The sequence below is a fragment of the Chitinophaga arvensicola genome, from assembly GCF_900110835.1.
GTDB lineage: Bacteria > Bacteroidota > Bacteroidia > Chitinophagales > Chitinophagaceae > Chitinophaga > Chitinophaga arvensicola.
This window is the reverse complement of record NZ_FOJG01000001.1, coordinates 3,525,050-3,550,944: the sequence shown is the minus strand read 5'-3', so window position 1 is coordinate 3,550,944 and position 25,895 is coordinate 3,525,050. Positions and strand designations below refer to the sequence as shown.

21 protein-coding genes are annotated in these 25,895 nt (G+C 47.0%); 14 read left to right on the top strand and 7 right to left on the bottom strand.

Translation table 11 applies throughout. The features are described from left to right. Positions 1–264: 264 nt before the first annotated feature. Both hppD and BMW79_RS14690 read right to left on the bottom strand, forming a co-directional pair. Positions 265–1,395, bottom strand: coding sequence for a 4-hydroxyphenylpyruvate dioxygenase (gene hppD, locus BMW79_RS14695; RefSeq protein WP_089895983.1), 1,131 nt, complete (start codon positions 1,393–1,395; stop codon positions 265–267). 50 nt (positions 1,396–1,445) lie between these two features. Beyond that, positions 1,446–2,603 carry a homogentisate 1,2-dioxygenase gene (locus BMW79_RS14690; RefSeq protein WP_089895981.1) on the bottom strand — a complete coding sequence of 386 codons (1,158 nt, stop codon included), beginning with the start codon at positions 2,601–2,603 and terminating at the stop codon, positions 1,446–1,448. Between the two features lie 912 nt (positions 2,604–3,515). Here BMW79_RS14690 and thrA point away from each other — a divergent pair. The 5 genes from thrA (at position 3,516) to rpe (ending at position 10,007) form a co-directional block, all read left to right on the top strand. Beyond that, a complete protein-coding gene (thrA, locus tag BMW79_RS14685) occupies positions 3,516–5,960 on the top strand; it encodes a bifunctional aspartate kinase/homoserine dehydrogenase I (protein ID WP_089895979.1) in 2,445 nt (814 codons plus the stop codon). A 65-nt stretch (positions 5,961–6,025) separates the two neighbouring features. Beyond that, positions 6,026–6,952, top strand: a complete 927-nt coding sequence (locus BMW79_RS14680) for a homoserine kinase (RefSeq protein WP_089895978.1) — start codon at positions 6,026–6,028, stop codon at positions 6,950–6,952. A 21-nt stretch (positions 6,953–6,973) separates the two neighbouring features. Further along, the gene (gene thrC / locus BMW79_RS14675; RefSeq protein WP_089895975.1) at positions 6,974–8,269 is read left to right on the top strand and encodes a threonine synthase; all 1,296 of its coding nucleotides are present in this window, start codon (positions 6,974–6,976) and stop codon (positions 8,267–8,269) included. 24 nt (positions 8,270–8,293) lie between these two features. After that, positions 8,294–9,307: a tetratricopeptide repeat protein gene (locus BMW79_RS14670; protein ID WP_089895973.1), complete on the top strand. Its 1,014-nt coding sequence runs from the start codon at positions 8,294–8,296 to the stop codon at positions 9,305–9,307. A 34-nt stretch (positions 9,308–9,341) separates the two neighbouring features. Further along, entirely contained in the window at positions 9,342–10,007 is a 666-nt protein-coding gene (gene rpe / locus BMW79_RS14665; RefSeq protein ID WP_089895971.1) for a ribulose-phosphate 3-epimerase, read from the top strand. Here rpe and BMW79_RS14660 read toward each other — a convergent pair. Further along, entirely contained in the window at positions 9,988–10,377 is a 390-nt protein-coding gene (locus BMW79_RS14660) for a response regulator (RefSeq protein WP_089895969.1), read from the bottom strand. The two genes, rpe and BMW79_RS14660, sit on opposite strands and share 20 nt — an antisense overlap. A 9-nt stretch (positions 10,378–10,386) precedes the next feature. Beyond that, positions 10,387–13,038 carry a PAS domain-containing sensor histidine kinase gene (locus BMW79_RS14655; protein WP_089895966.1) on the bottom strand — a complete coding sequence of 884 codons (2,652 nt, stop codon included), beginning with the start codon at positions 13,036–13,038 and terminating at the stop codon, positions 10,387–10,389. 259 nt (positions 13,039–13,297) lie between these two features. Between BMW79_RS14655 and purE the strand changes: the two genes are divergently transcribed. The 4 genes from purE to BMW79_RS14635 all read left to right on the top strand — a co-directional run bounded on the left by purE (position 13,298) and on the right by BMW79_RS14635 (position 16,344). Beyond that, positions 13,298–13,753, top strand: a complete 456-nt coding sequence (purE, locus tag BMW79_RS14650) for a 5-(carboxyamino)imidazole ribonucleotide mutase (RefSeq protein ID WP_089895964.1) — start codon at positions 13,298–13,300, stop codon at positions 13,751–13,753. Positions 13,754–13,852: 99 nt separating this feature from the next. Continuing rightward, positions 13,853–14,809, top strand: coding sequence for a PhoH family protein (locus tag BMW79_RS14645; protein WP_089895962.1), 957 nt, complete (start codon positions 13,853–13,855; stop codon positions 14,807–14,809). A 259-nt stretch (positions 14,810–15,068) separates the two neighbouring features. Beyond that, entirely contained in the window at positions 15,069–15,572 is a 504-nt protein-coding gene (locus BMW79_RS14640; protein ID WP_089895961.1) for a nuclear transport factor 2 family protein, read from the top strand. 232 nt (positions 15,573–15,804) lie between these two features. After that, entirely contained in the window at positions 15,805–16,344 is a 540-nt protein-coding gene (locus tag BMW79_RS14635; protein ID WP_218150315.1) for an inorganic diphosphatase, read from the top strand. 126 nt (positions 16,345–16,470) lie between these two features. On the opposite strand, the gene BMW79_RS14630 is transcribed toward BMW79_RS14635, so the two are convergent. Beyond that, positions 16,471–17,244 carry a C40 family peptidase gene (locus BMW79_RS14630; protein ID WP_089895957.1) on the bottom strand — a complete coding sequence of 258 codons (774 nt, stop codon included), beginning with the start codon at positions 17,242–17,244 and terminating at the stop codon, positions 16,471–16,473. Positions 17,245–17,336: 92 nt separating this feature from the next. Here BMW79_RS14630 and BMW79_RS14625 point away from each other — a divergent pair, with 92 nt between their 5' ends. From BMW79_RS14625 to BMW79_RS14610, 4 genes are all read left to right on the top strand, one after another. Then, positions 17,337–17,912, top strand: coding sequence for an RNA polymerase sigma factor (locus BMW79_RS14625; RefSeq protein ID WP_089895955.1), 576 nt, complete (start codon positions 17,337–17,339; stop codon positions 17,910–17,912). Beyond that, the gene (locus BMW79_RS14620) at positions 17,902–18,987 is read left to right on the top strand and encodes a tetratricopeptide repeat protein (RefSeq protein WP_089895953.1); all 1,086 of its coding nucleotides are present in this window, start codon (positions 17,902–17,904) and stop codon (positions 18,985–18,987) included. The genes BMW79_RS14625 and BMW79_RS14620 overlap by 11 nt, the downstream gene beginning before the upstream one ends. Before the next feature lie 77 nt (positions 18,988–19,064). Continuing rightward, positions 19,065–19,646, top strand: coding sequence for an RNA polymerase sigma factor (locus BMW79_RS14615; RefSeq protein WP_089895952.1), 582 nt, complete (start codon positions 19,065–19,067; stop codon positions 19,644–19,646). A gap of 17 nt (positions 19,647–19,663) precedes the next feature. Beyond that, entirely contained in the window at positions 19,664–20,017 is a 354-nt protein-coding gene (locus BMW79_RS14610; protein WP_089895950.1) for an anti-sigma factor family protein, read from the top strand. Between the two features lie 52 nt (positions 20,018–20,069). Here BMW79_RS14610 and BMW79_RS14605 read toward each other — a convergent pair whose 3' ends face one another. Next, a complete protein-coding gene (locus BMW79_RS14605) occupies positions 20,070–20,549 on the bottom strand; it encodes a nucleoside deaminase (protein ID WP_089895948.1) in 480 nt (159 codons plus the stop codon). 109 nt (positions 20,550–20,658) lie between these two features. After that, entirely contained in the window at positions 20,659–23,259 is a 2,601-nt protein-coding gene (gene clpB, locus BMW79_RS14600) for an ATP-dependent chaperone ClpB (protein ID WP_089895946.1), read from the bottom strand. A gap of 206 nt (positions 23,260–23,465) precedes the next feature. On the opposite strand from clpB, the gene BMW79_RS14595 reads away from it, so the two are divergent. Further along, positions 23,466–25,814, top strand: a complete 2,349-nt coding sequence (locus BMW79_RS14595) for a PDZ domain-containing protein (RefSeq protein ID WP_089895944.1) — start codon at positions 23,466–23,468, stop codon at positions 25,812–25,814. The last annotated feature ends 81 nt before the right edge of the window (positions 25,815–25,895 follow it).

The following is a 25,895-nucleotide window of genomic DNA, read 5'->3' as shown; positions in this document are numbered from 1 at the left end:
AAAGACGCAAGATATACGGGGGATTACTGGGCACGGTTTTCCAATAGTGCATCATTTACATATCGTTAACATCCCTATGTATTTTTACGATAGCCATATAAGGGGAAACAATAATACTTTACAGGACTTTACAATCATCATAGCTTCAGCCGCCGGTTGCGCATAGCGGCCAGGAAAATCACTCACAAAAAAAATCCGCTCCGGATACACCGGAGCGGATGGCAGGCTGACTTTGTTGTAACGCTTCCGTCAGTAACAGATAGCTTATAAATTGCCTCTCAGCGCCTGTTCTCTTTCAATAGATTCAAACAACGCCTTGAAGTTACCTTTACCAAAAGATTGCGCACCCTTGCGCTGAATGATTTCGAAAAATACGGTAGGACGATCCTGGATAGGCTTGGTGAAGATCTGCAACAGGTAACCTTCATCATCCCTGTCTACCAGGATACCTAACTTTTGCAGCGGTGCAATTTCCTCGTCGATTTTACCCACGCGGTCCAGTAATGTTTCATAATATACCGGCGGCACCGTCAGGAACTCTACGCCCCTGCTTTGCAGTTCAGTTACGGTTTTTACGATATCGTTGGTCGCAATCGCCACGTGCTGAACACCCGGGCCACCATAGAAATCAAGGTATTCTTCAATCTGTGATTTCTTCTTTCCTTCCGCCGGCTCATTGATCGGGAACTTCACACGACCGTTACCGTTACTCATCACTTTACTCATTAAAGCTGAATACTCCGTGGAAATATCGCTGTCGTCGAAGGAAATCAGGTTCCTGAAGCCCATAACACGCTCATAAAACTCCACCCAGGTATTCATTTCATTCCAACCCACATTACCTACGCAATGATCTACATATTGCAGGCCGGTATCCGCCGGATTGTAGGCCGTTTTCCATTCTTTAAAGCCCGGCAGGAATAATCCTTTATAATTTTTACGCTCCACAAATATGTGTACGGTATCACCATAAGTTTTGATACCACTGCGTACTACTTCACCAAATTCGTCTTTCTCCACCACTGGCTCCAGGTAAGGCGTAGCACCGCGTTTCACAGTTTCCTCGTACGCAGAACGCGCATCGTCTACCCACAGCGCCAGCACTTTCACACCATCGCCATGTTTGGCCACATGACGCGCAATATCAGTATCAGGCAACAGAGAAGTAGTGAGCACAAAGCGCAGTTTGTTCTGCACCAGCACATAGGATACCCTGTCTTTTACACCGGTTTCAGGGCCGGCATAAGCGACCGACTGGAAACCAAAAGCGGTTTTGTAATAAATAGCCGCCTGTTTGGCATTGCCTACATAAAACTCTACGTAATCAGTACCATTGAGTGGTAAAAAATCTTGCTGACCGGTTAAGTTGTCTGCATTCATAACTGCTGTTTCCATAGCATTCAATTGTTTTGGTTTTATTAGTTGGTTGGTTTCTGTTTGTTTTATTATTCTGACCAGCTCATCACATAACTGCCGTCTTCTATGCCCAGTGCGGCTTCCGTGATCTGCAACGGATGGAAAGTATCTACCATCACGGCCAGTTCCTTTGTTTCTTTTGCACCGATACTTTTTTCAACGGCACCCGGATGCGGACCATGTGGAATCCCTGCCGGATGCAATGTGATCATACCACGCACCACATGCTTACGGCTCATAAAGTCGCCGTCTACATAATACAATACCTCGTCACTGTCGATATTGCTGTGATTATACGGCGCCGGAATAGCCAGCGGATGATAATCGAACAAACGCGGACAGAAAGAACATACCACGAAATTGTTGCCCTCAAAAGTCTGATGCACCGGTGGCGGCTGATGTACCCGCCCGGTGATCGGTTCAAAATCGTGGATAGAAAAGGCAAACGGGTATTCGCATCCATCCCATCCGATTACATCGAATGGATGATGCTTATAATGAATCGGGTAAATAACGCCCTTCTTTTTGATGCGGATCAGGAAGTCGCCTTCCTCATCAATCGTTTCCAGGTTTTCCGGCTGACGGATATCCCGCTCGCAGAAAGGGGAATGTTCCAGAAGCTGTCCGTATTTGCTGAGGTATCTTTTCGGATAACGGATAGGACTAAACGACTCTACGATAAAGAGCCGGTTGTCGGCGCTGTTGAAAGAGATCTGGTAAATAGTACCACGCGGGATCACCAGGTAATCGCCATAGCCGAAGGTCAGCTGACCATACTGTGTTTTCAGTACGCCACTACCTTCGTGTATAAAGATCATTTCATCCGCATCCGCGTTCTTGTAGAAATAACCTTCCATGCTTTTCCGGGGCGATGCCAGCACAATATGCAGGTCGCTGTTTACCAGTACCGCTTTTCTGCTGTCCAGGAAATCATCTTCGGGTTTAATATTAAAACCGATAAAGCTGCGGTGTTTCAGCATTTTCTCTTCCGCCACCCTGGGCGCAACAGAGTAAGGCTCGTCTACTTTCACTATCTCCGTAGGGGGATGACAGTGGTACAGCAGGCTGGAATGAGAGGAAAAGCCTTCCGTGGAAAACAACTGTTCCGAATACAACTGGCCATCCGGTTTGCGGAACTGGGTGTGGCGCTTATGTGGTATCTGTCCGAGTTTATGATAATGTGGCATAACGGGTGGTTTGAAAAAATTGTTTTGGTGTACAATTAATGATTGAATGGGTGTATGATGCCATTGTACTGGTGTATAATTCCAATTTTATATGAATACCGCGCAACCTGCAGATAGCAGCAGAAAAAATCATGATACACATGCACGCGAATAGCAACTGAATACTATCACAAAGTTACGGTATATAAATACGAAGGATGGCCGGTAGCGGCCGTTGGGAAAGGTTATGCCAAAGTCGAATCCATGGCAAGCGTGGCCATGAGAAAGTAGTAGTTAAGCTGACTATTGCTTGTATATTTCAGTGAAATGGACAAGTGGCAATTGTTTAGATGAGCAAGGTAAGGAAAAAGGGGGAATTGAGAAATGATTTTTATGACGACAGGAAGGTAGCAACATAAGAACGGTATTTTCCTGCGGGTATTTTTTTACGGGAGATGCAGGCCTTATAGCAGACACTTCTTCTACATTCTTTTCTTCCAATTCTACCTGACAATTACATATTCAGTCATAAAAATGTCATACAAAAGCCCTTTTATTCACCTGATGCAATAATACAAATATTGCTTTCCATGCATTATATTGAATTCCATTCACAAAAAACAATTATTACAATCATATAAACTAACAAAATGGCATAATTTTAAAACATTTCTAAAAATAGACACTGCGCTTTTATTTACCAGTGTAATTGTAGACTTTTGTTACACAATCGTCATATTTCAATAGTGATACCGTTCTACACATATCAATTCTCTTCTACTTCTGCCTCCAGGCAGAACGCGGGCACTATGGCGACAACGACCACCATTATTACAACCCCACTGCGGGGTTAGTTTTCACATATGATCCAACGACCACAAGGGTGGTACATAACCGGGAGGTCCCGGAGTTCTCTACGTATAAATTTTCCATATGCAAGTATTAAAATTTGGCGGCACTTCAGTAGGAAGCGCCAAAGCAATAGACAAGGTTTGCAACATCCTCAAACAACATAAACCTGCCGGTAAATATGCCATTGTCGTTTCTGCACTTGGCGGAGTAACGGACAAGCTTATACGCTGCGGACAACTCGCAGAACAAGGTAACGAAGACTATAAAACCATATTGCAGGAAATAGAATCCAGGCACCTGGATACCATCCGCGAACTGTTCCCTATCACCGCACAGAGTGGCCAGATCAGCCAGCTGAAGAAAAAATTGAATGCCCTCGAAAACCTCTGCGATGGCATCTTCCAGGTAGCAGAACTCAGTCCCCGCACCCTCGATAAAATCATGAGCTACGGCGAACTGATGTCCTGCGTGATCGTAGCTGAAAAGCTGAAACAACAAGGCTTCTCCGCCACCTGCAAAGACAGCCGCGAACTAATCGTTACCGATAACCACTTTGGCCACGCCGCCGTTAATTTTGTTGCCACCAATCATCATATTACACAGTACTTCGCACAGTCGCCCGCCGACTATGTAGTATTACCCGGCTTTGTAGCCGCTACCGCCGATGGCGAAACCACTACCCTGGGCCGTGGCGGTTCCGACTACACCGCCGCTATCGTTGCCGCCGCCGTTAACGCAGAAGTGCTGGATATCTGGACAGATGTAAGCGGCATGATGACCGCAGACCCCCGCATCGTATCCCAGGCCATTCCGATCTCCCACATCTCTTATGTGGAAGCCATGGAACTGTCGCACTTCGGCGCCAAAGTTATTTACCCGCCTACCATCCAGCCGGTAATGAGCAAACGCATTCCCATCTGGATCAAAAATACTTTTGCCCCCGAAGATCACGGTACCCTGATCCAGGACAGCGCCGACCGCAGTTTCCCGGTAACCGGCATCTCCGGTATCCCGCACATCGCCCTGCTCACCCTCGAAGGAAGCGGCATGGTCGGTATACCCGGCTTCTCCAAACGACTGTTTGAATCACTCTTACGGGAACGCATCAACGTCATCCTGATCACCCAGAGCTCTTCTGAACACTCTATCACCGTAGGGATCCATGAAGCAGATATGCTGAAAGCCAAAACTGCCGTCGATAGCGAGTTTTCACAGGAAATAAACGAAAAACGGATCGAACCCCTCCTCGTGGAAAAAGACCTTTGCATCGTAGCCGTAGTGGGAGATAAAATGAAAAACCATCATGGCACCAGCGGTAAACTCTTCGGCACCCTGGGCAGAAATGGGGTAAACGTAAGAGCCATCGCACAGGGATCTACCGAAAAAAATATTTCTGCTGTCATCAACAAAGCCGATATCAAAAAAGCGCTAAACGTAATGCACGAAACCTTTTTTGAAACACCGCTGAAACAGGTGAACCTCTTCATCGCCGGTGCAGGTAATGTAGGCAGCAAACTACTGGAACAACTGCAACAACAGCAACATTACCTCCAGCATGAACTGGGCCTGCAGATCCGCGTCATCGGACTGGCCAACAGTAAGCATACCCTCATCAGCGACACCGGTATTGCACTGGACAACTGGCGCGAGCAACTGCAGCAGGGCCAGCAGCTGTCGACCGCCGGCTTTGTACAGCAGATCAAAGCACTGAACCTGCGTAACAGCGTATTCGTGGACAATACCGCCAGCAGCGACATCGCCGCCGTATACCACGAATTCCTGCAACACGGTATCTCCGTAGTGACCTGCAATAAAATTGCCTGCTCTTCCGACTATGCCTATTATAAACAGCTGAAAGACCTGGCACGCAAGTACAACGCCTCTTTCCTGTTTGAAACCAATGTGGGCGCCGGACTACCGGTCATCAATACCCTGAATGACCTGATCCGAAGCGGCGATAAGGTACACAGCATCGAAGCCGTGCTCTCCGGCAGTCTCAACTTTGTATTCAACCATTTCCTGAATGGCACCAGCTTCCGCGAAGTCGTGAAAGCCGCACAGGACGAAGGTTATACCGAACCGGATCCACGCATAGACCTGAGTGGAAAAGACGTGATGAGAAAGATCCTCATCTTGGCAAGGGAAAGTGGCGCTGCCATTGAGATGGACGAAATTACCAACTACTCCTTCCTCCCGGCCGAATGCCTCGATGCCCCTTCTGTTCCTGCTTTCTATGAAGAGCTGGATACACATGCCGGTCACTTCCAGGGCCTGCGCGAAGCCGCTGACGCTGAAGGCAAGCGCCTGAAGTTCGTGGCCCGCTATGAAGATGGCAAAGCCTCCGTAGGGCTGCAAAGCGTGGCACCAGATCACCCGTTCTTCAAACTGGAAGGAAAAGATAATATCGTGCTGTATACCACCAGCCGCTATAAAGACCAGCCGCTGATCGTGAAAGGAGCCGGTGCGGGCGCAGATGTAACGGCTTCCGGCATCTTTGCAGACATCATCCGCAGCGCCAGATTGTAAACTTTACATGAATAGTGTTGCAATCCTGACAATCAATTATTAAATTAAACTAACTTAAAGGTGATATGGATAGTATAAAAGTATTTGCACCGGGAACAGTGGCCAATGTAGCCTGTGGCTTCGATGTAATCGGCCTGGCCCTCAATGCGCCGGGCGATGAGATGATTCTCCGTAGGAGCAGCGAACCCGGTATCCGCATTACTGCCATCCATGGCGCTGACCTGCCCCTGGAAACATCCCGTAATGTTGCCGGTGTAGCCGTTCAGGCCCTGTTGCAGAAATATGAGCGCCCTGATATAGGCATTGAAATAGAAATCTTTAAAAAGATCCACCCGGGCAGCGGTATCGGCTCCAGCGCCGCCAGCAGCGCCGGTGCAGTAGTAGGTGTGAACCATTTGCTGGGTGAACCGTTTACCAAAAAACAACTGGTACGCTTTGCCATGGAAGGGGAAAGACTGGCCTGCGGCTCCGCCCATGCCGACAACGTAGCCCCGGCCATTCTCGGCGGTTTTACCCTCGTGAGAAGCTACCGGCCCCTGGATATTACCACCCTGCATACTCCGGAAGAACTGTGGGTAACCGTGATACATCCACAGATAGAAGTGAAAACTTCCGATGCCCGTGAAATATTGAAACAAAAAATACTGATGACAGATGCCATCCGGCAGTGGGGTAACGTGGGAGCACTCGTAGCAGGCCTTTACCAAAACGACTATGAACTGATAGCCCGCTCCCTGGAAGACGTTATCGTAGAGCCCATCCGCTCCATCCTGATCCCCGCCTTCCATGAACTGAAACTCAAATGCCGTGAAGCCGGCGCTTTGGGTGGTGGTATCTCCGGATCCGGCCCCTCTGTTTTTATGCTCAGTAAAGGAGAAGAAAATGCCCGCAAAGTAGCGGCCACAATGGATAGCGTTTACGCACCACTTGGCGTGGATTATAAAATCTACGTTTCCCAGATTAACACCGAAGGTGTAAAAGTGATTGACTAACCAATTAACAACGTTTTATTCATGCAGTATTTCAGCTTACAGAACAAACAACACCAGGTAAATTTTGAAACAGCAGTAGTTCAGGGATTGGCACCAGACAGGGGATTATATTTTCCGGAAAAGATACCAAAGCTGGACAACGATTTCATTACTCACCTGCACGACTATACGGATCACGAGATCGGATTGAAAGTAATCAGCCCGTTTGTAGGCGATGAAATACCCGAAGAAGCGTTAAAAAAGATCGTAAAAGATACCTTACACTTTCCTTTTCCTGTACAGAAAGTAACCGGTCATACCTACGCGCTGGAACTGTTTCATGGCCCTACCCTTGCCTTTAAAGATGTAGGCGCCCGCTTTATGGCCGGCTGCCTAGGCTACTTCCGCCGCAACAGCACCGAACCCGTTACCGTACTGGTGGCCACCTCCGGCGATACCGGCGGCGCCGTAGCCAGTGGTTTTTACAATGTTCCCGGTGTAGAAGTGGTGATCCTCTACCCTTCCAATAAAGTAAGTACGCTCCAGGAAAAACAACTGACTACACTCGGCAATAATATTTATGCCCTGGAAATACAAGGCACCTTCGATGATTGTCAGCAGCTGGTGAAAACCGCTTTTCTCGATGCAGAACTGCAGTCCCGCCGTCCGCTCACCAGCGCCAATTCTATCAATGTAGCCCGCTGGTTACCGCAGATGTTTTATTATTTCCTGGCCTATAAACAAATGAAAGCCGCACATCCGAAACTGGTATTTTCCGTTCCCAGTGGCAATTTCGGTAATATCTGCGCGGGTATGATGGCCGCTGCTATGGGTTTGCCCGTATCGCATTTTGTGGCGGCAACCAATATCAATGATACCGTGCCCCGTTTTATGGCCAATGGCAAATATGAACCAGCCAAGGCACAACCTACCCTCTCCAATGCCATGGATGTGGCAGATCCCAGCAATTTTGTGCGCATCCTGGAACTGTTCGGCAACAGCCTGCCTTCCCTGTCGGAAAAACTGACCGCCTATAGCTTCAACGATAAAGATACTGTCCGCACCATGGAACAGGTATGGAAAGAAAACCATTACATGCTCGATCCACACGGCGCTGTAGGCTTCATGGGACTGCAACGTTACCTCGAACACGCCCCGGAACTGACCGGCGTTTTCCTGGAAACCGCTCACCCGGTAAAATTTGAAGATACCGCTCCAAAGGCCATCCGCGAGGAAATATATACGCCCGCCAAAGTGATGTCGTTATATGGTAAGGAAAAACAGGCTACCCTGCTGACAACCGACTATGCTGCTTTCAAAAACTGGTTAATGCGGTAATGATTCTGTAGTTTTGGCGCCAGTATGAAGTATTTACCTATCCTCCTGTTATTCATGGGTGCCCTGGCATGTAATAATAATGCCGGCACCCGCCAGCAAACAACGGCCAACGGTCCGGACTCCGTATTAAACAGCGATATTATCCGCCCGGTAACGGATTCCATCCGGCAATTCCCGGATAACCCGGAACTCTATTACCACCGCGCTTTGCTGTTGTTTAATACCAATCCTGCGCTGGCACAGAGCGATTTTGAAAAAGCAGCGGCGCTCATGCCCGCCAATACCGATTATTGGGCCGGCGCAGGTGAAGCTGCTCTCATCGTCAATGATTACAAAAAAGCAGCCGCCAACTTCCGCCAGGCATTGAATACCGCGCCCGGCTATACGTACCTGCAATACAGACTGGCCACTGCTTTGATAGAAAATAAACAATACGAAGCCGCAGATAGCCTGGCTAACGTGCTCGCCCAAACGACCGATGCCCGCGATAAGGCCTTTTACCTGAAAGCCCGCATGGCAGAAGATAAACAGGATACTGTTACCGCCATCCGTCACCTTACTTCCGCGATTCATGCCGCCGGTCCGCAACCGGAATTTGAAGCGGTAATGGAACTCGGCGATCTGCTGCGCAGCCGCAAAGCACCGGCAGCACTGAATTATTACCAGCAGGCATGGCGGCTCGATACCACAAACGCCTATCCGTTATATGAAGCCGCACAATTCCAGGAAGAACTGGGTAATGAGGCGGCGGCACTCAATACCTACCGTCAGTGTATTGTGGCTGATCCCGGATTTGAAGCCGCTTACCTGGCACTCGGGAAAATTTACAGCAGTAAAAAAGACTGGAAAACGGCGTATACCTATTATAATCTTGCAGCAAAATCAGCTCCCACAGATGCCTGGGCGTACTACTACCGCGCTACCATACAGGAGCAACTGGGGAATAAAGCGCTGGCTATTGAAGACTATACAAAGGCATCTTCCTTTAAAAAAGACTTTAAAGAAGCAACAGCGGCCCTGAAAAGATTGAACCCGTAATTACTTAAATTTACATTACTCAAAAATACATCACTTGGAAAATCATCCTGTTTTAGTGGCGCCATCTTTACTGGCAGCGAATTTCCTGGAACTGGGAAAAGAAGTGGACATGGTGAACCGCAGCGAAGCCGACTGGTTCCACCTGGATGTCATGGATGGACGGTTTGTCCCTAATATCAGCTACGGCCTGCCGGTCATCGCACAAATCAAGAAGAAAGCTCAGAAACCCTGCGATGTACACCTGATGATCGAAGAACCTGAAAAATACGCAGCCGATTTCAAAAAAGCCGGCGCTGATATTCTCACCGTTCACCTCGAAGCCTGTATCCACCTCCACCGGAATATACAGCAGATCAAGGGGCTTGGCATGAAAGCCGGCGTAGCGCTTAATCCGCACACACCGGTAGGCATGCTCGAAAATGTGATCCGGGATATTGATGTGGTATTAGTCATGAGCGTAAACCCAGGCTTCGGCGGACAAACCTTTATCGAACAAACCTATCAGAAAATCAGGCAACTGAGACGGCTGATCACCGACAATCATGCGCACGCGCTCATCGAGGTAGATGGCGGCATAGGTACCGAAAACGCCGGACAACTCATCCAGGCAGGCGCAAATGTGTTAGTAGCTGGCAGCGCTATCTTCTCTGCTGCCGATCCTGAAAAAACCATCCACGCACTTAAGACAAGTGCGCAATAATTTCCTTGGATAATGGCTTGGTGAGGTATCCTGTAACAAAATTATAAGCATTTACACGCTCTCTGTCCTTTTCATCAATAGAGGAAGTCAGTACAAAGATCCGGATTTGCTTAGGCAGCTGATCATGGAAAACAGCATATTCTTCCAGGAACTCCCAGCCATCCATCACAGGCATATTCAGATCCAGCAAAATAAGATCCGGCAAAGCCTGCGCCTCTCCTGCATGCTCCCGGAGCAGATCCAGCACATCCTGCGCATCCGAAAATACGCGGATATGACTGCTGATAGCCTGACGTTCGATCATGATTTTAGCAATCTGCTGGTGAATCGGGTCATCATCTACAATAAAAATCGTATTGATCAACTTCATAAAGGGGGTTTATTCTGATCTAAAAGTAATAATAAATTTGGTACCCTCTCCAGGATGACTTTCTGCCCTTATACTTCCACCCATTGCTTCTACCTGGGTTTTTGTAATGAACAAGCCAATTCCCTTCGCGTCTTTATTCTTGTGAAAAGTCTTTCTGAAGCCGAAAAGCTTGTTGCCAAACCGCTCCATATCTATTCCCACACCATTGTCCTGTACACTGAGATAAATATGATCGTTCTCTTTCCAGGTGCGCAAATGCAGTGCCGGCGTACGTTCTGAAGAACGGTACCGGATGGCATTCGTGATGAAGTTCTGTAAAATACTATCCAGGTATACCCTCGGATATTCTAATACGGGCTCCTCATCAAAGTCATAGGTGATCTGGATATTGCTGGTTTCTATATCTACCAGTAAAATATCACGCACTTTTTGTAAGCGCTCCGCAAACAACAGTTTTTCCTTCTCCACATTCACATCTTTCCGGATCTGCACCACTTCCACCAGGTCGTTCAGCGTTTCATCGATCTTCTTGATCACCTCATGCACCATGCCCAGGTAAAGATCCCGCTCCTGCTGTGCGGATGCCTCATTGTGCATCTGCATCAGCGCCTTCAGGTTGGCAATGGGCGCCCGCAGGTTATGTGAGGTGATATGGGCAAAGTCTTCCAGCTGCTTATTCTGGTTCACCAGGTTCTTATTCAGATTGGACAGCTGCTCGTTGGCTTTGCGTAACTCTTTCTGCAGTTTACGGCTGTCGGTAATATCGCGCATAAACACAGAAATACCGCCATCCTGCATCGGGGTAAGCAGGAAGTCATACCATTTGTCTACCCCCGGGAAATAGATCCCGAACGATTGGGAGGCCTGTTGCAGGATACATTCCTGCAGGCGGGCATAAAACACGGTACCACTGAGGCGGGGGAATTCTTCGAAGATATTGGCGCCTATTGCTACCGGGTGACCGATCATTTTCTCTGCCTTCCGGTTCAGGAAATTGAGGTTACCTGTTTTCTCCATGGCGGCGTACCCCATATCGATGGTATCAAAGAAAAGCCGCATCAGTTCTGTATTGCGGGTCAGTGCATCCCGGATTTCCAGTTGCTCGGTAATATCTTGTACCACGCCGTACATGCGTACCAGGCGGCCGTCTACATACCCTGGCTGCCCGATGGACCGCACCCGTTTTACCTGCTGTTGCGTAGTGATGATGGTGAGTTGCGCATCAAAAGGCTTCCCGGTATCCATACATTGCTGCATCAGTTGCTCCAGCACTTCCCGGGCTTCCGGCGTGTAGTACGCCATGGCTTTGTCTACGTTGATATCCTCTTCTTCCGGGCAGTCGTGGATGGCATAGGCCTGATCGGTCCAGCGTACTTTTCCGCTGTCGATATCCATTTCCCAGCCGCCTATTTTACCGATGCTGCCGGTTTGCTGCAGGAATTCCTGGTTCTTCCTGTTTTCCAGTTCCTGCAGTTTTTTATCGGTGATATCATTCACCAGCGCTACTACGATCATTTCCTTGTCGACCGGCTCTATCACCGGAAACACGGTCAGATCCAGGTATACTTCCCGTCCTACGGTAGTCCAGCGTTTGTCCTGAGAAAAGTCGATGCGTTTTTCCACGCGCAGCGATTTGTTTTCCTCCAGTGCCTGGATAAATAGTTTGTCCAGTTCAAACATGGTGGCCAGTTCATCGTTCATCACGTTGAAAGGCTGACGCATAGCGGGATGCGGGGAATTAAAGAAAAAGCGTTGGGTCTGATTGATCCGGCGGATAAAACCGAAATTATCAAACTGTATATACCCGATGGGGAGGTTTTCGATGATATTGTCGAGCAGTCGTTCGCTTTTCTGGAGACTGAGTTCCGATATTTTTTTCTCGGTGATATCATCCAGTATCAGGAAGATATTGACCATATTCCGCTGCTGATCTGTGAGCGGAAAGATCGTGGCCTCAAAGTAAACCGGGTAAAGCCGGGTCACGTTTTCGAGGTGTTTTTCGCGGTAGCTGAGCAGTATTTCCCGTTTGATGGTTTTGCCGGTTTTACGGGCTTCCTCAAACATACCGGCGAGTCCGTTGAGCCGGTAAAACGGATCCTGCAGCCATTTATAGCCTGGCTTGGTAAAGAAAGCATGTTGATTTCCCCATATTTCCCGCTGCCGGTTGTTCATGTCCATGTTATCGCCTTCCGGGGAGAATTGTTGCAGCCCCAGTGGAAGGTTTTCGAGCACCTGGCCGTAGTATACTTCATGCTGGGTGCGTTTGATTTCCGTGAGTTTGCGGGCGGTAATATCGATGCCGATGAGCAGGCAGTGGGTGAACTGGCCATCCTGGCTGAAGAAAGGGGTGATGCCTGCTTCCAGCCAGAGAGGGGTGTCGGAATCGTGTATATAAAAGCAGAGTTGTTCCTGTACCGGTTTGCCTTCGGTGAGTTGTTGCCAGGTATCCTGCCAATGTGCATCGTGGGCCGGGCGGAAGAGCCGGGTAAAAGGAACACCGGTATGCGGACCGGCTGATGGCTGCAATGCGGCTATCACCTGCGTATTAACCGCAGTCACCGTCCCCGCTGCATCCATCGTAACAGAGAGTGCAAAGGCATTAATAGCGGTTTCAAGATGCTGTAAGTGGCTGTAATGCTGTTCCAGCATAACTACATTCATATGATAGCAGAATCTAAAATCGTTGTGTCAGGAAACGCCTAAAGTAGGCATTATATAATAAAAAACACTATTAGGCAGGTAAAAGTAATAAAATGTTGGATAAAGGGCAATTCCCTGCTAACGTAGAATGAACAGGGGGATAGATAGGATCGGGGGATGATTTATCCACGCGTTGTGGATTTTGAGTTTTCTAAAATTGTCAAACGATCAATATCTTTGGGATAACTTTATTATATTATAATTTAAAAAATATCATCAGATGAAAGTTTTGATTATCATGGGTTCCGAGAGTGATAAGCCTGTAATGGAAGAATCACAAAAACATTTACAGTATTTCGGTATTGAAAGTGAAATGATCGTGGCTTCTGCTCACCGCAATCCTGATAAAGTTAGAGAATTGTGTGTAACCGCTCAGGAAAAGGGTTTTGGCGTAATTATTGCCGCAGCGGGCATGGCAGCAGCCTTACCGGGAGTAGTATCAGCTTACACTTCGCTGCCTGTTCTTGGAGTTCCTTTAGATGGTGGTTTACCAGGTGGTATTGATGCCCTGTATTCAATTGTGCAGATGCCTGCGGGTTTACCGGTAGGTACACTGGCAGTAGGAAAAGCGGGTGCTAAGAATGCAGCCATTCTGGCCGCGCGTATCTTCGCTTTAAGTAACAAGGATATCGCCGCTAAAGTTGAATCCTTCAAACAGAACGGGTACAGAATTTAGTGATAGCTTAACAATTGCGTCTTCCAGGTTGTACAAGAATTAAATATATTCGGATTGAAAAATACCGATCATTTCCTGGACAATTAAATCGTAGAATCATTGACTGAATCCATCATCAATTTAGACAGTATTAATCCCATAGAGTTTTTCGGTGTTAACAACGGAAAGCTTGATCTGCTGAAAAAGAAATTCCCATTGCTTAAGATCCTGTCCAGGGGCACCCAGTTAAAATTGAGTGGGGCACCGGAAGAAGTGGCTACAGCGGAGGAAAAAATCGGTCAGATCGTTAAATACCTGGAACGGAACGGTAACCTGACAGAGAACTATTTTGAACAGATTCTGGGAGATGAGGAAGGCACAAAAATCGATCATTTCAGCGAGCGTAACCCCAATGAAGTTTTGGTGTTTGGACCCAACGGCAGAACGGTAAGGGCGCGTACATCCAATCAGAAAAAGATGGTGGCGCTGGCAGAAAAGAACGACATTATCTTCGCCATAGGTCCTGCCGGTACCGGTAAAACCTATACCGCCGTAGCTTTGGCAGTTCGTGCACTCAAAAACAAGGCAGTAAAAAAGATCATCCTGACGCGTCCTGCGGTTGAAGCCGGCGAAAGCCTTGGTTTTTTACCGGGAGATCTGAAGGAAAAGATCGATCCGTATCTCCGGCCGTTGTACGATGCGCTGGATGATATGATCCCTGCAGAAAAGCTGAGCTACTACATGACCAACCGCGTCATTGAAATTGCACCACTGGCGTATATGCGTGGACGTACCCTGGATAATTCCTTTATTATCCTGGATGAAGCGCAAAATGCCACTGACCTGCAAATCAAGATGTTTCTAACCCGTATCGGCGCCTCTGCCCAGGCCATCATCACCGGTGACCTGACGCAGATAGATTTACCCAAAAATCAGCAATCCGGTCTGGAAAGGGCTACCCGCATCCTTCGTAATATTGAAGGCATCGGGCATGTGGAACTGGATGAAGAGGATGTGGTAAGACACAGACTGGTGAAAGCCATCATCAGGGCTTACGACGCCAATAAAGACAAATAAAGCATAAGACGATTGCTATTTTGATATTGGTTATTGACCAGGGCAGGTTTCCTGTTCCGGCAATAACCGGCTATCAAAATAGCAATTATCTAAATATTTAACTCTTTGTTAACGGCGATTGCCGTAAGTTCACCTGTTTTTATCCAAGGGAAACATTCAGTCCGGAAGCCTGTGAATGTATTGTGCTATAGCTGATTGACTTTGCAGAATTGAAGTTTACCCCTATTTTTGTTGTGATATATTATAATTTATCGACCGCATGACCAATTTTTTTCGAATCATGACACTGGCATTGATTACAACCGTGCTGTTAGGCAGTTGTAAGAAAAGGGCTTCCCCAGAAGAGGTAGCGCTGGCGTTTATGCATGCGATTCAGGATTCGAACTACGACCAGGCAAGGGATTATGCCACCAAAGAATCCCAACAGGTATTACAGATCTATGCCATCTTTGACGGCCGCCGCAGTGGCGCCGAAAGAGAAAAGATTAAAAATGCAAGGATTGAGGTAGTCAACATAGAGGAAAACGGCGACAAAGCCGCTGTCACTATTCTGAACTCATCCGCCCACCAGAAAGAAGTACTACAGATGGTAAGAGAGAACGGACAGTGGAAAATTTCCCTGACCTTCGACAGCATCATCCCCAACTACACACCGCAAACCGGTGGTGCCAGGACCTACATCGATTCTACCGGCGTTACCGGCGACTCTCTGAATGGTACGCCCATATTGATCGACAGCGCATCTGATGGTAACCGCAACTAATAATTACACCTCCTTTTACATTTTACACAAAAAAGGAAGGGATAATTTTTAGCTATTAACGGCTAGTTCCCTTAATTTTGCCACGCATTAATGATTTGATGTGTGGCTCACTTCCTGTTTTTACTTACCGGAAACCTGACCATATCTTCATGAAAAGTGAGGTGAATACTTTATTCACTTTTCAACATTAAGCCAATATTGAACAATAAACCTTAAAGTAAAGTAGATTATTATGATGACAAATCCCTGGCACAGTGTGAGTCCCGGCTCTGAAGTGCCAAATGTTGTAAATGCAATTATAGAGATTCCAAAGGGATGCCGAGCTAAATACGAACTGGATAAGGAAAGCGGCTTGCTGAAACTGGATCGCGTTTTATATTCTTCCGTTTACTATCCTGCCAACTATGGTTTTATTCCACAATCTTACTGCGATGACCATGATCCACTGGATATCCTGGTGATCTCCCAGATAGAATGCGTACCAATGTGTATCATCGATGCTAAAATCATCGGCGTTATGCAAATGATTGATGGTGGCGAAGCAGATGATAAAATCATTGCCGTAGCAGCCAACGACATGAGCGTAAACTATATCAACGATATCAGCGAACTGCCTCCTCACTTCATCGATGAAATGCGTCATTTCTTCGAAGAATATAAAAAACTGGAAAAGAAAACCGTTGTGGTAGAAGAATTCCAGAACAAAGAGAAAGCAAAAGAAATTATTCTGAAGAGCTTCGACGACTACCGCAAGATCTTCAAACAGAGCTAAATCGTAGCTTTAAACAAAAAAGCAGCGAAGGGTCTTCTCTTCGCTGCTTTTTTGTTTAAACGTATTCCGTACGCATTTCAGCCGCTTACGCACCGCTGAAATGCGATTCCGTAAGCTACCTGCTGCCTAAAAATATCTTTTGATAATCCGTAGCCGGTGCGTCCGTAAGCCGGTATCAGCATTAATGATTCCCTGGTTATCTATCGGATCTATCCGTACCTTTCCGGAAGAATGAATAATTTCGTGGTCATTCAGCAGGATCCCCACATGTGTGATTCGTCCTTCTTCATTATCGAAAAAGGCCAGATCCCCCAGCCGGGCTTCCTGCAAAAAATCAACCGTGTTTCCCTGGGCTGCCTGCTGATAAGCATCGCGCCACAAAGAAATACCGGACAACTTAAATACATTTTGTGTAAAACCAGAACAGTCTGTACCGAATACACTGACGCCACCCCAGAGATAACCCGTATTCAAAAATTGCCATGCGGCGCTCTTTAAGGCGGTAACATCTACCTCCCCGGATACCGGAAAAGGAAGCAGTTGATCTTCGAATTTTACGGTAATATTTCCCCACTGCGTGGAAGTATTGCTGTTGCTCTTCACCAGGCAGCCAAAAGGCACCTGCATCAACTGGTCATTCATCCGTACCCGGTTCACCCAACCCGGAAGGTAAAACGCGGGCGGTGCCAGGTATAAAGCATCGGATATTATTTCCAGATGGGCGGCAGTAGCCCATCCTGTATAATCGTCGTACTGGTTTTTCACTTTTACCCAGCCATCGGGAGCCGTTTCGGTGATTTCCACCCCCGCTCCCCATAACAACTGGGAAATCATTTCGCTTTTATGTGAGGCCGCACTCCGTAATGGCGCAACTGGCACAATGACAATGGCGTATGGCATATTAATTGTATAAATCCATTTTATTATTCAATAATCTTATGCGCTAAATGAACTTTTTCCGCTTTTGTACGTAAATATAAAGTAATAAGTTTATGCAACAACAGTTAACCAATTTATCAGATAAAGAGCTAATATCCCGCGCCAGGAAACAACATGACCGCGAGGCGGAAGGCGTATTGATGGACAGGTACAGTCATTTACTGGTTGCTGTAACAATGCCTTATCTGAATAACCAATCCAACCTCGACCCCAACGTTGTTTTTCCCGCCCTGCTGCAACGGCTAAATGCCAGCCTTAAAACGCAGACCATCTACAAAGCCAATGAATGGATCTTACATATACAGAAAGGATACCTGGGTAAACCAGAAAAAAATACCCCCTTCTATCCTTCACGCGATGGCAGGGACCTGCTGCATATAGAAAATACCGTAGATAAAGCCGCCACCAATATAATTGACCGTCAGGATCTCATTGTAAGGCTCGAACAGGCTTTACAGCGACTAAATGCAGACGATAGTGCACTCCTTACGCAATTTTATCTTGAAAATAAATCCTTTGCCGACCTCACAGCCAGTACCGGGCTGTCCAGGGAAAAGTTAAGAACACAACTGAAAGCCGCCAAAGGAAAACTTGCCAAGCTATTTATGAATCAGGGATATGCTAAGTAACAAACCGAATAATGAGAAAGTACTGAAGATCTTCTCCTCCATCCGCTGCCTCAGCAAAGATCAGCTGCCCCGGTATATGGAAGGAAGATTAACAGACGTGGAAAGACATCTGGTAGAACAACATCTCACAGACTGTGATCTGTGTTATGATGCGCTGCAGGCATTGGAAAAACAGGACAATACCGATCAATACCATGACCTTACCGGTAAACTGCAACGCTATGTGCAAAACAGCATACAGCCGGTTTCACATGTACATAAAGTAGCGCAATATACCCGCAAGGAAAAGAATAAGGAACACATGCTGGTGTACTTCTGGATCGCCGCCTTCATCGGGTTGGGCGTGGGTAGCGTGTATGTACTCAGAGGACATATGCGGAATCAGCCTCCCATCCGGTTCATGGCAGCTTCCGTACCACCCGTGGACTCTGCACGTGAAAACGTAGCCACCAATGTACCCGTGGTTACACCTACACCGGCGGCTACACACGAAGTGGCTGCAACGCCGGTAATTGCTGCTAAAACAGAGACACCGCTAAAACCGGCAGTAACACCCGTACATCCGGATTCTGCTGCCATTAAAAAAGCGGCTGCGCTGAAAGCGCTGCAGAAGAAACATGTAGCAGACAGCATCCACAAACAGGCACTCCTGCAAAAACAGGCCGATTCCCTGAAAAAAGAAGCAGCCGATAAAGCCAGTCAGAAAGACAAGGACAAAACAGAAGATAAGAAACCAGACCCCAAACCGGAAACGGCCGCCGCTCCCAAAGAAAAAGAGAAGGCACCAGATCCGGAACCCGCTAAAAGAGAGTCTACCGCTATCAACAGCGACGAATATCTCTACAAAGCAGCCATGGTATACCAGCAACAGGGCAACCTCAGCGAAGCCATCGACCGCTACAGAAGAATTGAATCGGTGAGCTCCGGCAAATACGTAGAGATGGCACGCTATCAGCTGGCTATCTGTTATCGCAGCAAAGGCCAGATGGGAAAGGCCCGTCGTATGTTTAAAGAGGTGATCCGCATGGATGGCTCCCTGAAAAATAGCGCCCAGCAAGCCTTAGATGGTATGTAAAAAATAAAATATCAAAATATTTATGGATTTTTGCGGAATGCTGCATCTGATATGCAGCATTCCATTTTATTTAGCCTGTGAATAATCCAGACATACAACAACTAACAGACCAGGAGCTACTGCAACGGTTCAAAGCTGATAACAACAGTGATTGGATAGGTGTGCTTTTCGACCGGTATGCCCTGCTTTTGCTGGGTATGTGCATGAAGTACCTCAAAAACGAAGAGGACGCACGCGATGCGGTACAGCAAATCTTTCTCAAGATGTTATCTGACATCAATAAACATGAAATACAATATTTCCGGGCCTGGATCTACCAGGTAACAAAGAATTATTGCCTCATGCAATTGAGACAGAAACACCTGAAATACAAAGAGGAAATTTCCGATAAACATATGGGAGGTATCGCCGCTGATACCGAAGATAAACAGGTGTACCAGGAAAAGGATATCTTGCTGGAAAATATGGAACTGGCTATGAGCCAGCTAAACCCGGAACAAAGGATCTGTGTGGAACTGTTTTACCTGCAAAAGAAATCCTATCAGGAAATTGCTGATCAAACCGGATATAGCCTGCTTCAGGTTAAGAGCTATATCCAGAATGGAAAGAGAAACCTGAAACTTTTACTGGAAAAACAACAACGCGCAAACAAAAGTTAATTTGCATCAATAGTGATATGAACGAGCATTTCAACGATATTTTTGTAACTACAAGCTGTCCTACGCAACAGCAGCTGCTGGACTATGTGCAGGGGAAGCTGACTGCGGAAGAACAACATGAAGTAGAAATGCACCTGTCCGACTGTGAGCTTTGCAGCGATGCTCTGGAAGGATTGTCTGCCATAAAAGAAAAGGAGAAGATTCCCGGATGGATCATTGAAATGAAATGGAGTCTTCTTAAAAAATTACGTAAACGCTACCGCACCAGGAGAAAATCGGATACTTATATTTCCCTGGTCGTTATTATTCTCTGTATACTTTTCTTATTACTCGCATTGTTCTGGGCTTACCATTTCTCCCTGAGAAGATAGTGACAAAAAATGCAGCGGAAAAACTCCGCTGCATTTTTTTTACACGTATAAATCAGTAAAGCTTTTTGTCCCCCATTTCTTTCCATCTCCGGAAAACTTCCCATGCCTCCTTATCCGGCAAAGCAATCAGTGGAATTTTCTTATCGGCATGATCCACCCCTATCTCCCGGTAAATAAACGAATCATCAAAGTCAATCGCGGCAGCATCTTCCTTTGTGTTCGCATAATACACCCGCTGCGGCCGCGCCCAGTAAATAGCGCCCAGGCACATCGGGCAAGGTTCGCAGGACGTGTAAATTTCACAACCTTCCAGCTGAAAACTACCCAGTTTGCGGCAAGCCTGGCGAATAGCCACCACTTCCGCATGTGCTGTAGGATCAGTATCTGCCAGCACCTGGTTCCACCCCTCCCCGATGATCTCCTCTCCTTTCACAACAATGGCCCCAAAAGGACCGCCGTCACCATTCTCCATCCCCTTGCGCGACAACGCGATGGCATGCTGCATAAATCGTCTTTCTCTTTCTCCGGCCATATGGTTAATTTTTTGATTCATTCAAATTTAACGAAAGTGATCCACACATAAAAAAGCCCCGCGAAGAATCGCGGGGCTTATCGTTAACTATGTATCGTCGTATTTAGAATTAATTGTTTCTGATTACCACTACGCCATCAAACACATCGATCAGCACGGGTTTGGATTTATCAATATCACCTGCCAGGATCTTCTTACTTAACAGGTTAATGATTTCCTTCTGGATGAGGCGTTTCAGCGGTCTTGCACCAAACTGCGGGTCGTAACCCTGTACAGAAAGATACTCTAACGCATAGTCTGAAAATTCCAATATCATGCCATTTTTAGCTACCATATCCTTCAGTTGTTGTAACTGAATGTTAATTATTCCTTTAATCTCACTTCTCATTAATGGCTGGAACATAATCACCTCATCTACCCTGTTCAGGAACTCCGGACGGATCGTTTGTTTCAGCAGTGTCATCACTTCATCTTTCGTCTTATCTACGATTTCATCACGGTTACCGTCGTTAATGTTTTCAAAATTTTCCTGGATAATATGGCTTCCCATATTACTGGTCATAATGATAATGGTGTTCTTGAAATTCACTACACGGCCCTTGTTATCGGTTAAGCGGCCATCATCCAGTACCTGTAACAAAATGTTAAAGGTGTCCGGGTGTGCTTTTTCAATTTCATCCAGCAGGATCACAGAGTATGGTTTGCGGCGTACAGCTTCTGTCAGCTGACCACCTTCATCATATCCTACATATCCCGGAGGCGCTCCTACCAGGCGGCTCACAGAGTGTTTCTCCTGGTATTCACTCATATCTATACGGGTCATCATGTTTTCATCGTCAAACAGGTATTCTGCCAGCGCTTTCGCCAGCTCTGTTTTACCGACACCAGTCGTACCCAGGAAGATGAAGGAACCGATAGGTCTGCGCGGATCCTGCAATCCTGCGCGGCTGCGGCGTATAGCGTCAGATACGGCGATGATCGCTTCTTCCTGACCTATTACGCGCTGATGCAGTTCATCTTCCAGGTGGAGTAATTTATCCTTCTCACTCTGCATCATCTTTGATACCGGGATACCGGTTGCTTTCGCCACGTTTTCCGCGATATCTTCTGCGTCTACTTCTTCTTTAAGAAGACGTTTGTGATTAGCAGATATTGTATTCAGTTCTTCTGTCAGATCTGTAACCAGTTTTTCCTGTTCCTTTACTTTACCATAACGGATCTCTGCCACACGGCCGAAGTCACCGTTACGCTCTGCCTGCTCGGCTTCCAGCTTCAGGTTTTCAATGGCTGATTTGGCATTCTGAATCTGGTCTACCACTTCTTTTTCTGCCTGCCATTTCGCCTTGAAGGTGTTTCTTTCTTCACCCAAACGGGCGATCTCTTCTCCAAGTTCGCGCAGCTTGTCTTCATCGTTTTCTCTTTTAATCGCTTCCCTTTCAATTTCCAGCTGACGGATCCTTCTTTCCAGTTCATCCAGTTCTTCCGGCATGGAGTTCATTTCCAGTCTCAACTTAGCTGCACTTTCATCGATCAGGTCAATCGCCTTGTCCGGTAAAAAGCGGTCGGTGATATAGCGATGCGATAATTCTACCGCTGCAATAATTGCTTCGTCTTTGATCAGTACGTGGTGATGACTTTCATACTTTTCTTTCAGTCCACGTAAAATGGAGATGGCATCTTCTACGGAAGGTTCATCTACCAATACCTTCTGGAAACGACGTTCCAGGGCTTTATCCTTTTCAAAATATTTCTGGTATTCATTGAGGGTAGTAGCACCGATGGCACGGAGTTCTCCTCTTGCCAGGGCTGGTTTCAGGATGTTGGCAGCGTCCATAGCGCCTTCCATGGCACCTGCACCTATCAGCGTATGAATTTCATCGATAAAGAGGATGATTTCTCCATTGCTTTCTGCTACTTCCTTGACTACACCTTTCAATCGTTCTTCGAACTCACCACGGTATTTGGCGCCTGCCATCAAAGCACCCATATCGAGGGCATAAATGATCTTTGATTTCAGGTTTTCCGGTACGTCGCCGTTAATAATACGATGTCCCAGTCCCTCTACGATAGCGGTTTTACCCACACCTGGTTCACCTACCAGGATAGGATTGTTTTTTGACCTGCGGGATAAGATGTGCAATGTTCTGCGGATCTCTTCATCACGGCCGATTACCGGATCAAGCTTTCCTTCCCTCGCCATTTCATTCAGGTTCTTGGCGTATTTCTGTAAAGTATTATATTGGTTACCACCGCTTTGTGAATTCACGGTATCTCCTTTACGGAGTTCGCGGATAGCGGTTTTCAATCCTTTTTCGGTTAAACCTGCATCCTTCAGCAGTTTGGCGGTGTCGTCATTTCCTCCCAGGATACCCAGCAGTAAATGCTCCACGCTTACAAACTCATCTTTGAATTCCTTGATAGCGGCTCCTGCACGCAGGATGACGTTGTTGGCATCGCGGCTGAGCGATTGACCGCCTTCACCTCCCGCCATACGCGGGTATTTGTTGATCTGTTCATTTAACTTATTGTTCACAAATGATGTGTTTACATCATTCTTCTTCAATAAGTATTCTATCGGACTATCCTCATCATTTAATAAGGCTTTGAGGAGATGTCCTGTTTCGATAGACTGGTTCTGGTTATTAAAAGCCAGTTGTTGTGCCTGTTGCAGTATTTCCTGCGATTTTATAGTGAAATTATTCAAGTTCATATCTGTCTGTTTTGCTCCTTTTTTTGTGTTATCAAACGTGTTTGGATAACAACAAACCGTGATCCAATGTTGTATATCCGGAAATTATGACATATAAAGCGAATGATTACTGCATTTTTAGCAGAAAATTAGCCTAGTAACTGCTAATTTTTCATTACAACCGCCCGTTTATTCCGGGTATATTTACGATTCACCGTTTAGCAGTTATGAAGAAACTCCTTACCTGTATCGTATATGCAGCAGCGTTATGCCAGATTACCACCGTGTTATCAGCGCAGATAACGCCGGATAAATCTATATCGATATCAGTTACTCCTGATCCACCGGCGAAGATGTCTGGCGGGATCGTTTTTACAAGTTTAAGTCACGCCATAGCCCTGGCACATATTCACCAGCAGAAAGAGCCTGGGAAAAGTGTTAATATATTGTTTCAGCCAGGCACCTATTTTTTGGACACCACCTTACTGATAACGGCCGGTTACTTTAATGGTCCTGTTACTTTCCAGGCGGCGTCCAAACAAGGCGGGCAAGTCACGATCAGTGGCGGACAAGCGCTCCAACTGCAATGGACTGCCTGGAAAAACGGCATTTATAAAGCCACACTTGATGTGCCATTTGAGTTCCATCAGCTTTATATCAATAATGAGCAGCAGATCCTTGCACGCTATCCGAACTACGACAGCAGTGCCAAACACTTTAACGGCACCGCTGCTGATGCCCTTAGTCCCGCCAGGATAAAAACCTGGCAGCATCCCGAAGGCGGCTATATCCATGCCCTGCACCGCGCTGAATGGGGTGGCTATCACTACCGCATCACCGGGGTGAAGGCAGATGGCACTTTACAGCTGGAAGGCGGCTATCAGAACAACCGGCAGATGGGTATGAATGAACAACACCGTTTCGTGGAAAATATTTTTGAAGAACTCGATGCATCGCGGGAATGGTATTACGACAAAGCCAATAAAACGCTGTACTACAAACCATTACCCGGTACCAACTTACAAAAAGCAAAAGTGGTGATATCCCGGTTTTCTGAAATTGTGGTGTTGAAAGGCGATGCAGCACGTCCCGTGAAAGATGTCACGTGGAAGGGGATACGTTTTGCTCACAGCAATGCTACGTTTATGGATACCCGTGAGCCGCTGCTGCGAAGCGACTGGGCCATTTACCGGGGCGGCGCCGTATTGCTGGATGGCACCGAACATTGCACCATCAAGGATTGTGAGTTTGATCAGAACGGCGGTAATGCGGTATTCGTCAGCAATTATAACCGTCATGCTACGATCACTGGTAATCATATCCATGATGCCGGTGGCAGTGGCGTGTGCTTTGTGGGCAATCCGGACGCCGTGAGGGCGCCGTTATTTGAATACAACCAATCACCCGTATTTGCAGGAATGGATACCGCAGCGGGCCCCAAAAGCCGCAATTACCCTGATTCCTGTGTCGCCTCTGATAACCTGATCTACCGTACCGGCCGTATCGAAAAGCAAAGCGCCGGTGTACAGATTTCGATGGCCATGGATATTACGGTGGCACATAATACCATTTATGATGTTCCCCGTGCAGGCATCAACGTGAGTGAAGGTACCTGGGGCGGACACCTCATTGAATACAATGATGTATTTAACACCGTACTGGAAACCGGCGACCATGGCGCCTTCAACTCCTGGGGACGCGACCGCTGGTGGTACCCCGATCGGGAAATGATGGATAGCATGGTGGCACTGCACCCCTGGCTGGTAAAACAGGACGCCGTGAAAACCAATGTGCTGCGTTATAACCGTTTCCGCTGTGATCATGGCTGGGACATTGACCTGGACGATGGTTCTTCCAATTATCACATCTACAGTAATGTATGCCTGAACGGCGGACTCAAACTCCGGGAAGGTTTTTTCCGCACGGTGGAAAACAATATTATCCTCAATAACTCCTTCCATCCGCATGTATGGTTTGCCAACAGTCATGATATTTTCCGTCACAATATCGTGACCAGCAGCTACAAGCCTATCGGGATTAAATACTGGGGTGATACCATCGACAACAACCTGTTTCCCGATGCAGCTGCTATGAATACTTCCACGGATGTGCATTCCCTTTCCGGCGATCCATTATTCATTTCACCGGCAAAAGGGGATTACCGTGTACAACCCGGCTCACCTGCGTTGAAGATTGGTTTCCGGAACTTCCCGATGGATCAGTTTGGGGTAGTATCGCCTGCATTGAAGAAATTGGCAGCGAAAGCACCACTACCGGTGCTGAAAACCATAACCGCTACCGGCGCCGGCATCAGCAACTGGCTGGGGGCACAGGTGAAAAATATTGAAACACTGGGAGAGCGCTCTGCTGCCGGCTTACCGGACGATAAAGGCGCATTCCTGGTAACTGTGCCCGCCGGTTTCCGCTATGCGGTAAAAGCAGGAGATGTGATCCTGCAGCTGGGTGATAAAAATGTAAGCAATGTAAAAGAGTTGCAACAGGCAACTGATTTTTACGGAGATAAAAAGGTAAAAGTGGTGATCTTCAGAAATCAGCAGCGGATGCAACTTCCCTGACAGATGTAAAAAGTATAGCGTTATTTAAAAAAGCGGAGGCTGACCAAACGAATGGTCAGCCTCCTTATCCGGCAGATGGTG